At 63.7% G+C, this 11,410-nt stretch carries 11 protein-coding genes and 2 tRNA genes; 4 read left to right on the top strand and 9 right to left on the bottom strand.

What is annotated here, in order from left to right; all coding sequences use genetic code 11:
- The first annotated feature begins 16 nt into the window (after positions 1-16).
- A tRNA-Met gene (locus ABUH87_RS00065) sits at positions 17-93 on the top strand.
- Between the two features lie 63 nt (positions 94-156).
- On the opposite strand, the gene ABUH87_RS00060 is transcribed toward ABUH87_RS00065, so the two are convergent.
- From ABUH87_RS00060 to ABUH87_RS00050, 3 genes are all read right to left on the bottom strand, one after another.
- Positions 157-300, bottom strand: coding sequence for a hypothetical protein (locus ABUH87_RS00060; RefSeq protein WP_367767661.1), 144 nt, complete (start codon positions 298-300; stop codon positions 157-159).
- 844 nt (positions 301-1,144) lie between these two features.
- Entirely contained in the window at positions 1,145-1,309 is a 165-nt protein-coding gene (locus ABUH87_RS00055; RefSeq protein WP_367767659.1) for a DUF6538 domain-containing protein, read from the bottom strand.
- 84 nt (positions 1,310-1,393) lie between these two features.
- Positions 1,394-1,470 (bottom strand) — tRNA-Arg (locus ABUH87_RS00050).
- A 142-nt stretch (positions 1,471-1,612) separates the two neighbouring features.
- Here ABUH87_RS00050 and ABUH87_RS00045 point away from each other — a divergent pair.
- On the top strand, positions 1,613-4,324 hold the full coding sequence (locus ABUH87_RS00045; protein WP_367767663.1) for a cation-translocating P-type ATPase: 2,712 nt from the start codon (positions 1,613-1,615) through the stop codon (positions 4,322-4,324).
- A 29-nt stretch (positions 4,325-4,353) separates the two neighbouring features.
- Here the strand turns inward: ABUH87_RS00045 and ABUH87_RS00040 are convergent, their stop codons facing one another.
- The 6 genes from ABUH87_RS00040 to cobA all read right to left on the bottom strand — a co-directional run bounded on the left by ABUH87_RS00040 (position 4,354) and on the right by cobA (position 9,543).
- Positions 4,354-5,163 carry an SDR family NAD(P)-dependent oxidoreductase gene (locus ABUH87_RS00040; RefSeq protein ID WP_367767657.1) on the bottom strand — a complete coding sequence of 270 codons (810 nt, stop codon included), beginning with the start codon at positions 5,161-5,163 and terminating at the stop codon, positions 4,354-4,356.
- A gap of 138 nt (positions 5,164-5,301) precedes the next feature.
- A complete protein-coding gene (locus tag ABUH87_RS00035) occupies positions 5,302-6,138 on the bottom strand; it encodes a phosphoadenylyl-sulfate reductase (protein WP_367767655.1) in 837 nt (278 codons plus the stop codon).
- A gap of 205 nt (positions 6,139-6,343) precedes the next feature.
- Positions 6,344-6,775: a DUF934 domain-containing protein gene (locus tag ABUH87_RS00030; protein ID WP_367767653.1), complete on the bottom strand. Its 432-nt coding sequence runs from the start codon at positions 6,773-6,775 to the stop codon at positions 6,344-6,346.
- A gap of 47 nt (positions 6,776-6,822) precedes the next feature.
- Complete coding sequence (locus ABUH87_RS00025; RefSeq protein ID WP_367767651.1) at positions 6,823-8,451, bottom strand: nitrite/sulfite reductase; 1,629 nt, start codon at positions 8,449-8,451, stop codon at positions 6,823-6,825.
- Between the two features lies 1 nt (position 8,452).
- Positions 8,453-8,749: a DUF2849 domain-containing protein gene (locus tag ABUH87_RS00020; protein ID WP_367767649.1), complete on the bottom strand. Its 297-nt coding sequence runs from the start codon at positions 8,747-8,749 to the stop codon at positions 8,453-8,455.
- Positions 8,746-9,543, bottom strand: a complete 798-nt coding sequence (gene cobA / locus ABUH87_RS00015; RefSeq protein ID WP_367767647.1) for a uroporphyrinogen-III C-methyltransferase — start codon at positions 9,541-9,543, stop codon at positions 8,746-8,748. The genes ABUH87_RS00020 and cobA overlap by 4 nt, the downstream gene beginning before the upstream one ends.
- A gap of 339 nt (positions 9,544-9,882) precedes the next feature.
- On the opposite strand from cobA, the gene rsgA reads away from it, so the two are divergent.
- Positions 9,883-10,917, top strand: a complete 1,035-nt coding sequence (rsgA, locus tag ABUH87_RS00010; protein ID WP_367767645.1) for a ribosome small subunit-dependent GTPase A — start codon at positions 9,883-9,885, stop codon at positions 10,915-10,917.
- A gap of 3 nt (positions 10,918-10,920) precedes the next feature.
- A complete protein-coding gene (locus tag ABUH87_RS00005) occupies positions 10,921-11,079 on the top strand; it encodes a hypothetical protein (RefSeq protein WP_367767643.1) in 159 nt (52 codons plus the stop codon).
- Positions 11,080-11,410 lie beyond the last annotated feature (331 nt).

The following is an 11,410-nucleotide window of genomic DNA, read 5'->3' as shown; positions in this document are numbered from 1 at the left end:
CAACGCCCACAGGTGACGCGGGGTGGAGCAGCCCGGTAGCTCGTCAGGCTCATAACCTGAAGGTCGTAGGTTCAAATCCTACCCCCGCAACCACCATTACAGAACACTCCCGACCTAGCGACCAAAAGCCGTCGTTCTCGTTTGTCGCATAGCGGATCAAGGAGACATGAGACCTTCGTCCGACGCTACAGCCACGACCATTGCGGCGAGGAACCGGAATTCGACGTCTCCGAGTTCATTGAACTGGGTATAGTATATCCGGACCTTGGCATCTGGAATGTAACGGCACGCGGTAAACATGACGCCCTCGGTATGATCCAGCCCTTTTCGCGTCCAAACCGAATGATGGCCGCGAGTTTAGTCAGATGTCAGTTGGTCGTTGCCGCAGAGATGATGGGCAGGTCCCCCGCGGCTGCGATCTCGATAGCTTCGGGTATGGGTGTCCTTTGAGGGCGGGGTGCTTCTGCTAGTTCGCGCGCAGCCGTTGGAGCACCGACCTGATGCGTTTGCAGAACTCGCAGGTAATCTGTTCAAGCGGTGTGCGCTCGCGACACACCTCCTTGATCCCTCGGTTGATGATGTAGTTCCGGCTCGTCGAGGCAGACCACTTGGAATCACGGGTCGCCGTGAAGTTGTCCATCAGATCGCCGAGGACGAGTGACGGTTTTTGCTGACCGGTGGCTGTTTGCCGAACAGCGGGTCGGCGACCGGGGCGGCAGACATCTTGCCCTCAAGCCTACGTAGCTCGTCTTGATAGGCTTGGAGGCTGGGCGCGAAGCATTGTTCGACAGAGATGCCCAAACAACTCGCCCTCGGATGGGATCGCCCACCCATTCTCTCCGTAGATCCACGCGGAGTTGGCCCACATTATTGACCAAGGATCAGGTGCATGGGCGCTTACCCCATTTTTGATCATTAGCCGGAAGGCTCGATACGGCTTTGCAGAGATCGTGGATTGTCACCCGTAGGGTGCGCCACTTTGCCGCGCATGTTCTGCGTGAGACGCCGGAAATGAGCGTCGCGGGTAATGTCGGCGTCGGCTGGCTCAGCGAAGGGCTTGCTGTGTTGCCCGCCTTTTCTACCGCGAGATGAACAGCATCAATCTGTTCGAGGAAAGCCGCCAAAGCTGTGGGGTGTTTCCGCCTTACTTTGCAAAATCCTTTGCACAACCCTTGCCGAGAGACTGTTTCAACTCTCCTTTGCCGACTGCCGGGCGCAACGGGTGTGGCACCTGCACGCGGACCTCAAAGCTGCGTCTGCGCTCGTACAGGTACTTGTAACCTTCAACCCTCCGCTTGCTCTGCCTCATGTCCGCCCCCCATTAGGACGAAAGCATCAATGAAAGCCCAACATCTCTGCGGGTTGTGCGGAAAACTAGCGATGTAGAGGTAAGTGGTGCACCCGACAGGATTCGAACCTGTGACCTCTGCCTTCGGAGGGCAGCGCTCTATCCAGCTGAGCTACGGGTGCAGTGGCTGTGCGGTTAGCAGAGGCGGTGAGGGTTTGCCAGAGCCATTTCGTGCCGGTGCTTTTCGAGACATTGGTCGGTGGTACTGCGACGGCCCAGGCGTTAGGCTGCCAAACGGGGCGGCGTTCAGCGCTGATGCTGCAGATGCCCGAAGTCGTCAAAGGTGCCCGGAGTAGCCAACAGGTGGATAGTCGAGAGTTCTGGCATGCGATGGCGCAAGACGACGTTCTTGAGCGCCTGCAATCCAAGGCGACCGGACTGAACGAGGCAGAAGCGGCGGATCGCAAAGCGCGGTTCGGTCCGAACAGCTTGCCGCAGGCGAAGCAGGTGCATCCGTTCTGGCGATTCCTGGCGCAGTTTCGAAGTCCGCTGATCTATTTCCTGCTGGTCGGAGCTCTGGCGGCAGGGCTGCTGGGGCATATCGTAGACGCCGCAGTCATCATGGCCGTTGTTCTGGTCAATGCCGTCGTCGGGTTCGCTCAGGAAGGGAAGGCGGAGCAGGCGCTTGGCGCCATCAGGGACCTTATCGCACCCCAAGCGCAAGTGATGCGCGGCGGGCAGCGGCTGCGTGTGGATGCAGCCAATATTGTCCCGGGCGATATCGTCATCGTAGAGGCAGGGGATCGGGTTTCGGCGGACCTGCGCTTGCTGCGCAGTCACAGCGTAACCGCCGATGAAGCCTTGCTCACCGGAGAGTCCGTCAACGCCAGCAAGCAGGCCGTCCCTGTGGCGCGGGATGCGGCACTGGGAGATCGCAGTTCCATGCTGTTTTCCGGAACATTGGTCGCAACCGGCCAGGCGACCGGCGTTGTCACGGCGACAGGTTCGCAGACCCAGATCGGCCGGATCAGCGGCATGCTTGAGGAGGTGCAGCCGCTTTCAACACCTCTGCTGCGCCAGATCAACCAGTTCGGACGCAGCTTCACCCGCGTGGTCCTGATCGGCGCTGTGGCCCTGTTCGCCTTTGCAGTTCTGGTGCGCGACTACCTCTGGGATGAGGCGCTGATCGCGGTGATCGCAGTTTCGGTCGGCATCGTGCCGGAGGGGCTCCCCGCCGTGATCACGATCACGCTGGCGATCGGCGTGCAGCGGATGGCCAAGCGCAACGCAGTGATCCGCAAGCTCCCGGCAGTCGAGACGCTGGGCGCAACATCGGTCATCTGCACGGACAAGACGGGGACGCTGACGCGCAACGAGATGACGGTGCGCAATCTTGCTGTCGAGGGCTACCAACTGCAGGTCAGCGGGGCCGGCTACGCTCCGGACGGGACGCTGACGGCTACGGACGGCCACGACGAAGCGCCTGCGCTTGCTGCCGCCGCACCGATCATTCGCTGTGGGTTGCTCTGCAACGATGCCGACCTGCGTGAAAGCGAGAACGGCTGGAGCGTCGTGGGCGATCCGATGGAGGGCGCTCTGGTCACGCTGGCGCTGAAAGCCGGAGCAGGCGTCGACCGCCTGCGCACTGAATGGCAGCGGCTCGACACAATCCCGTTCGACGCCGAGTATCGCTACATGGCCACCATGCACAGGGGGCCGGGCGGTGAGCACGTCATCTTCGTGAAGGGCGCGCCGGAGGTCTTGCTGGACATGAGCGGCGCCGATCCTGCTGCCTGGCAGGAGCGGATCGTCAACGCTGCGGGGCGCGGTGAGCGGGTGCTGGGTTTCGGCATGAAGCGGCTCGACCATGCACCGCCCCGCCTGACGCATGCGGACCTGGAGCAAGGCGTTGAGCTTCTCGGCATCATGGGCTTCATCGATCCGCCGCGCGAAGAGGCAGTTGCCGCGATTGCCCAGTGCCGCTCAGCCGGGATCGCGGTGAAAATGATCACAGGCGACCATGTGGCGACCGCCCTTGCGATCGCGCGGCAGCTCGATCTTGCGGAGGAGCCCGAAGCGGTCACGGGGGCGGAGCTTGACGGCCTGAGCGATGGCGAGTTGGCCGCGCTGGCTCAGCGCGCCAGTGTCTTTGCCCGCACCAGCCCCGAGCATAAGCTGCGCATCGTGCGGGCCTTGCAGTCCCTGGGCGCCATTGTCGCGATGACCGGCGACGGAGTGAATGATGCTCCCTCCCTGAAGCAGGCGGATGTCGGGACTGCCATGGGTTGCAAGGGCACCGAAGCGGCGAAAGAGGCATCGGAGATGGTGCTGCTGGACGACAACTTTTCGTCCATCGTCGCCGCCGTGCACGAGGGGCGGACGGTCTATGACAACATTCGCAAGGTCATAACCTGGACCATTCCGACCAACGGGGGTGAAACGCTGCTGGTCGTCCTCGCCATTCTGCTGGGCTTTGCGTTGCCGATGACGGCGACGCAGATCCTGTGGGCCAATCTCCTGCTGGCAGCAACGCTGGGTCTCGTGCTGGCGTTCGAGCCTCCTGAGCAGGGAGTGATGCAGCGCCCGCCTCGTGATCCGGCGACGCCTTTGCTGACCCCGTTCCTGCTATGGCGCGTCGTGCTGGTCTCGGTGCTGTTCACCGCCGTTGCGCTTGGCGTGTTCTTCGCGGCGCTGGAGGCCGGGCGCGGTCTTGAGGTGGCCCGGACAATGGTGGTGAACACAATCGTCGTGGCCGAGATCTTCTACCTGTTCAACGTGCGCTACCTCCACATGCGTTCGCTGACGCTGCGCGGAGCACTGGGCACGCCTGCTGTGCTGGGTGCGATCGCTGTCGTGATCGTGGCGCAGCTGCTCTTTACCTATGCGCCATTCATGCAAGAGCTGTTCGACAGCCGTCCGCTGACACTGGCGGACGGCGCCCTGATCATCGGCCTTGGGATCTGCCTGATGCTGTTGCTGGAGGGCGAAAAGCTGCTGATGCGGCGGCTTGGCTGGTTCGCGGAACTCCGCAGCTAGCCGCCGGGATCAGTGCAGGAGGGCGGCGTTTACAAGCCCAGTTCGGCCAATGCGCCGCCATCCACCTTGATGTCGCAGCCCGTGATGTAGGAGGCCGCCTTCGTGCACAGGAATTCGGCGGCTGCGGCGATTTCGTCGCCTTCGCCCATCCGGCCCAGCGAGACGCGCTGCATCAAGGCACGCATCTGCTCGCTTGCACTGGCTTCCGCGCGTCCCATCTCGGTGTCGATGTAACCGGGCGCGATCGAGACGATGCGGGCGCCTAGTCCACCGAACCGTCCCGCCTCGCGTGCGACCAGTCGGATGACTCCCAGTTTTGAGAGGGAGTAAGCCATTCCCGGTGATTCGACATAGTCCGCAACCGCGTCGCGGCCGCCACCTTCCACCATTGCCCGTACGGCCGCCACCATCTCTGGCTGCGTGACCATGTATGCAGACACTGATGAGATGAGCACAGCGCATCCGTCTTTCGCCATCCGGGGCGCGAGGCTGTCGAGGAGGCGCTCCGTCGCGAAGTAGTTGATCTCAAGGATGCGTTCGGCATCCGCCATCGTGGGAGACAGTCCGGCAGTGTGAATGACGGCAGAGAGCCGCGCGTCCTCCACCAGGCCGAGTAGTTTCTCCGGGTAAGCGGGATCAGAGATGTCCCCGGCGAGCGTGCGGACGGTCGCACCTTGCGCACGAAGATCGGCTGCGAGCTTTTCCAGTCGCTCCTCCGACATGTCGCTCAGGATCAGGGGCTGGCCGCGCCGCGCCATGCGCTCGGCGGCGGGCTTGCCCATTCCGCCGGCCGCGCCGGTTATGATGATGGCGCCCTTCGGGTAGTCGGTATCGGTCATGTCGCATCCCCTCTGTGTTTGCGGCAAGCTGCATTGCTGCAGCCGCCGACACAAGGGGCGAACGGAGATCCGCTGGGCGCTTTACGCCTGTGCGATGAGCGCGGGCGCTGCCACCGGACGGCGGCTCACGCCTGAAAACTAGAAGATCGGATCGTAGCCGGGAGGCAATTCGCCCTCGCCGTCCTGACCGGGAACGTGGATGCCGCACTCGGTCTTGTCCCAGCCACGCCAGCGGCCAGAGCGCGGGTCCTCACCCGGAGCGACCCTGCTGGTGCAGGGCGAGCAGCCGATCGAGGGGTAACCCTCCGCCACCAGAGGGTGCGCAGGCAGATCGTGCTCGGCGATGTAAGCCGCGATGGTCTCCGGCGCCCAGTCGATCAGCGGATTGATCTTGAGCCGCCCCTGCGCATCAGTCGTATCGATCTCGAAGCGGGGCAGGCTGGATCGTGTCGAGGCTTGGAAAGCCTTGCGCCCGGTGATGGAGGCGTCGAACTGCGTCAGTGCCTTGGCGAGCGGCTTGACCTTGCGAATCTCGCAGCAGCCGTCGGGATCGTAGGACCAGCGCAGGCCGCTCTCGTCCCGCTTCGCAAGATCTTCCGGGTCGGGCGTCAGGTTGCGCAGGTCCTTCAGGCCCAGTCGGGCGACGAGCGCATCGCGGTACGCAAGCGTCTCGGGGAAGTGCTTGCCCGTCTCGAGAAAGAGGACCGGCACACTCGGATCGACGCGGCTCACCAGATGAAGCAAAACGGCGCTCTCTGCGCCAAAGCTCGACACGATGGCGACGTCGCCGGCCATACGTTCGCGCAGCAGAGTCTCCAGCATCTCAACCGTTTCGGTCCCCCGGAAGAGGCGGTTGAGGCGAACCGCATCCGACTCCTGGAAGCGGGGAGAAGCGTCGATGCAATCACGAACCCGGTCTCCCCGGGCCTGCTCCGGCCTGTTCAGCTCAGGCTTGTCGTCAAGCGCGTTGAACATGATGCGAGAATCCCTTTTCGGCGGCCCTGCGCGGGTCTTCTGGTGCCATACCCACATGGGTTGCGGGTGCCCCTGAGTCGACGAAGAAAAAGGAACAGCGGGTGTAGCCGCGTTTTCTCCCCTGATGAGGTAGAGTTTTCCGCGCGGCGCAGGAACATGCGCTGCCCCGCGCATGAGAGCGACGGGGCAGGGCGTGAATGCAGGATCAGGCGGAGTGGCGCTTGGCCCAGATCGGCTGGCGGCCGTCGGCGGTCGCCTGGTAGACATTGTCCCAGCGGTCGAAGGCCGCTTGTGCATCGGCCGGGTTGAGCGGGTGCTCGGGCGCGAAAGCATCAAAGCCGCAGCGCTTCAGGTGGCTGAGCATGTCGATCACGACGTCGCCCACTGCCCGGATCTCGCCGTTGAAGCCTGCCTCACGCAGCACGCGTGCCGAGGAGTAGCCGCGCCCATCCGTCCAGGCGGGGAAGTTCACTTCGATCAGGCGCAGCCGGTCGAGATACGGCAGCAGTTCGCGCGCGTCGTCGCCCGGCTCGATGCGAACCGCGGTCGCATTGGTCTGCTCGGCAAAGGCATCGACCGTCACTGCCGGATCGGACACCGGCTCATCGTCACGAAAACGGAACTGCACGTCAGACATGGGCTGCTTTCTTATTCGGGCGCGTGTTACGGATGGGATCGGGCCACTTAGCCATAAAGCGCCTCCTTGAAAGGAGCCATGCCGATGCGACGATAGGTGTCGAGGAACCGCTCACCCTCCTCGCGCTTGGCAAGGTAGACTTCGGTTGCTTTCTCGACCGCGTCGACGATGCCGTTTTCGTCAAAGCCGGGACCGGTGATCGTGCCCAGCGAGGTGTCCGCGCCTTCCGATCCGCCGAGCAGGAGCTGATAGTTCTCCTTGCCCTTCCGATCCACGCCCAGGATGCCGATGTGGCCGGCGTGGTGGTGGCCGCAGGCGTTGATGCAGCCGGAGATCTTGAGCTTCATCTCGCCGAGCTCCTCCTGCTTCGCGGCGAACCGCTCGGAGATCTTCTGCGCAACCGGGATCGAGCGCGCGTTGGCGAGGCTGCAGTAGTCGAGGCCAGGGCAAGCGATGATGTCGCCCATCAAGTCGAGATTGGCGGTGCCGAGGTCGGCCGCATCCAGCTTCTGCCAAAGCGCGTAGAGGTCTGCCTTCTTCACGTGCGGGAAGACGATGTTCTGCGCGTGAGTGACGCGCAGTTCGTCGAAGCTGTATTCCTTGGCAAGGTCTGCCATCAGGCGGATCTGGTCGGCCGTGGCGTCACCGGGGATACCGCCGACCGGCTTCAGGCTGACCGTCGCGATGATGTAGCCGGCCTGCTTGTGGGCCTGCGTATTGCGCTCCACCCAGAGGCGGAAATCGGGATCGCTGAGGTCCAGCTCGTCCGAAAGGCCTGTCTCGTAAGCGGGATCGACGAAGTACTGCTTGATCCGCTCCAGCTCGGCGATCGGGGGCTCGATGCCCTGGCCCAGCAAGTGCTGGAACTCTTCCTCGACCTGACGCGTGTATTCGTCCTTGCCGAGTTCATGGACAAGGATCTTGATCCGCGCCTTGTACTTGTTGTCGCGCCGGCCATAGCGGTTGTACACCCGCAGGCACGCCTCGGAGTAGGTGATGAGCTGGTCGAGCGGCACGAACTCGCGGATCATCGGTGCGATCATCGGTGTGCGGCCCATGCCGCCGCCGACGTAGAACTGCGCGCCGATTTCACCGGCGGCGTTCTTCACCATCTGGATGCCGATGTCGTGCAGCTTCATCGCCGCGCGATCAGTGTCGCTGGCGATCACCGCGATCTTGAACTTGCGCGGCAGCGTCAGGAATTCGGGGTGGAAGCTCGACCACTGGCGCAGCAGCTCGGCATAAGGGCGCGGATCGATGATCTCGTCCGCGGCGGCACCGGCGTACTGGTCGGAGCTGATGTTGCGGATGCAGTTGCCGCTGGTCTGGATGGCATGCATCTCGACGCTGGCGAGGTCAGCCAGGATCTGCGGCGTGTCTTCCAGCTTGATCCAGTTGTACTGGATGTTCTGGCGCGTGGTGAAGTGGCCGTAGCCGCGGTCGTACTTGTCCGCGATGTCACCCAGCATGCGCATCTGCGTAGAGCTGAGCGTGCCATAAGGCACCGCGACGCGCAGCATGTAGGCATGGAGCTGAAGGTAGAGGCCGTTCTGCAGGCGCAGGGGGCGGAACTGCTCCTCGGTCAGGTCGCCCGAGAGGCGGCGGCGCACCTGGTCGGCGAATTCGGCGACGCGGGTGTCGACCATCTGCTGGTCGTATTGATCGTACTTGTACATGTCAGATCACCCAGTTGAGGGCTTCGGGGTCGGCGGGCTTGAGTGTCAGGTCGGGCCGGACAGTGGGGCCAAGCGCGCGAATGCGGTCCTTGATGTGGGCAGGGCGCACGCCTTCGTCCGTCCGCTCACCGTCGATGACGTAAGCGGCAAAAACGCGCTGCGCCGCTTCCTCGCGGGCGATGATGTTGGCGCCTTGATCGCCCACGTCCACCGCATCGTTGACGTGGAGGGACCAGTCCTGGCCATCCCACCAAGTGACGGCGCCGCTCTTGAGGTCGTTGCCGGTCAGGATCTTCACTGTTCTGCCTCCAGCGCCCCTGTTGTCGGGACAAAGTCGCGTATGGTTTGATCGGATTGCGCCGCCACTTCACCGATAACAATCAGAGCGGGGCTGCGGACGCGCTGCTCCTGCACGAGGTCGGGCAAGCCTGCAAGCGGCCCGCGCAAAGTCCGCATCTCTGTCCGCGTGGCGTTCTCGATGACGGCAACCGGCGTTTCGGGCGCGAGGCCATCGGCCATCAACTTTTCGGCGATTTCAGGCGCGGTGGCCACGCCCATGAAGATTACCAGCGTGCGGCCCTGGCCGGCAAGACCGGCCCAGTTCTGCTCGGCGAGCCCCTTGCACTGACCGGCGACAAAGCTGACGATCGAGGCGCTGTCACGGTGCGTAAGCGGGATCTGCGCGGCAGCCGAGGCGCCCAGCGCGGACGTGATGCCGGGCACGACCTGCACCGGTACGCCAGCGGCGCGGCAGGCTTGCGCTTCCTCACCCCCGCGGCCGAAGATGAAGGGATCGCCGCCCTTGAGGCGCACCACGTCATGACCTGCCAGTGCCTCGCGCACGAGCAGCGCGTTGATCGCCTCCTGCGCCATCGTGTGGCGAGAGCGGGCCTTTGCGACGGACACGAGGCGGGCACCCTTGCGCGCCATCGACAGGATCTCGGGCGAGACGAGGCCATCGTGCACGATGAGCGCGGTCGACATGATCAGCCGCGCCGCGCGCAGCGTCAGCAGGTCGGGATCGCCGGGGCCGGCGCCGACCAGGTGGACGGTGCCGATCCGGGACTCGGGGGAAGGGGCGCACACTTGCATGATGCGCCAGATGGCGCGAGCCGACGATGCATGCCAGCCAGAATGGCTTCGCGAGCCGGAAGGCGAACTTTAGAGGCGCGTCTTGGCATGTGCCAAATGCGTCTTTGTTGTCAGCAGCCTTGGGCGAGCCCACTCGGACCTGACACGATCGCTTGATGAAAGCTCCGCGCCCCACTTGCAGCGTCCAGTGCTGCGTTTGCGAGCTCGGAATGCAATCCGCCGTTTGTCGCTGCTGGCCGATGGACGCCTGCCGGCTGGCGGTTTATCAGCACTCGGAACCACCCTGTACGCCCTCCATTCTTATGCGGGTCTGCACTGAGAGAGCCCTGCCCAAGGCGTATGGAAGCATCGAACCTCACCCTCGCCGAGCTCGGCTGGAGGCCGTTTTTCAGCAACCAGGTGTCTGCCGAGGAAAGTCGCTGGTGCTGCCCTGTGCGGGTGATGGCCGTTCATCGGGGCATGGTTGCTATCCAAGGCGAAGGGATCGACACCTCGATCTCCTCCGTACTCGCGACACCGGGTGGTCCCGAAGACCGGCCGGCTGTCGGCGACTGGCTGCTGGTTGACCGCGAAAGCCAAGACGTGGTGCGCATCCTCGACCGGAAGAACTTGTTCAAGCGGCCGCAGCCCGGTGATGACCGTCGGGTCCAGCTTATCGCCGCGAACGTCGACACCTTGTTTATCGTCACGTCATGCAACCAGGATTTCAGTGTCGCGCGGATCGAGCGTTATCTGGTGCTTGCGCGCGAGGTTCGCGTGCACCCTGTCGTCGTCCTAACGAAGGTGGACCTTGCCGAGGCCCCGGAACGCTTCCTGGGGGCAGTACGAGGTCTTCAGCCCGAGTTGGAGGTCGAGATGATCAATGGGCGCGATCCAAGCAGTGTTGCGCGCCTCGCCGCTCGGTGCGCAATCGGCGAGACCGTTGCCTTGCTGGGGTCGTCGGGCGTCGGCAAGTCAACCATGATCAACACCTTGCGCGGGTCGGACAGCATCGCCACGCAGGCTGTTCGGGAGGCCGACGGCAAAGGCCGTCATACAACCACCGTTCGCGAGATGCATCGCCTCGGTCGCGGCGCCAACGGCGGCGGCTGGCTGGTCGACACGCCCGGCATGCGCGAGCTCCAACTGTCCGAGGCAAGCTCAGGCCTGGCCGAGGTATTCGACGACATCGTGGCACTGACTCTTCGCTGCCGGTTCACCAACTGCACCCACGGTGCTGAGCCGGAATGCGCCGTTCAGGCCGCTATGCTAGATGGTTCGCTCGACGCCGCGCGGTATGAGCGGTGGTGCAGGCTGACCGCCGAGGAAACCGTCAACACTGGCAAGATGACGACGCGGCATAATCGCCCGGGTAAGTCCGGCAGGAGAAACTGACTTATGGCTGATCTTTACCTCAAGGCCCTGGAATCTGAGCGCAAGAGCCTGTGGGCCGCATGTCGCCGGAAGGGCTTGGCGAAGGACACACCGGAACGGCTGCGGATTGCAGAAATCGACAAGAAGCTGACCGAGCACAAAGCGCGGAAGGCAGGTAGCTAGGGCATCGGCCTTGGAGCGAAGGCTCGTGTTGCCGGCGCCGAGGGTCCGAGGGTTGGACCGCGGTGGGCCGGAAGATGAGCAAAGGCAGCTACCGGAGGGCACCACCCGGCTGCTGAATGTCCGCTCGATCGGCAGGTCTGGAAAGATCGTTCCCTGACGGACGACCCGAAGAATCGGACATGAATGCCTAGGGAGATTGTTCACGCGCAGGGCGCGTCTGATCGCCCGCTGGCGAGTGCGGGGTAACGCCGGGAGGGGAGAGAACACGGCGGACGTGCGGCCGGCGCGGCCTGGCACGACAGGCTTGGCTCGCGTTCCATTGTGCGAACGG

Origin of the sequence: Novosphingobium rhizovicinum (assembly GCF_040813635.1) — a bacterium.
In the GTDB taxonomy this organism is placed as follows: Bacteria; Pseudomonadota; Alphaproteobacteria; order Sphingomonadales; family Sphingomonadaceae; genus Novosphingobium; species Novosphingobium rhizovicinum.
The sequence above is the reverse complement of the archived record's forward strand: the minus strand, read 5'-3'. Positions and strand labels throughout refer to the sequence as shown.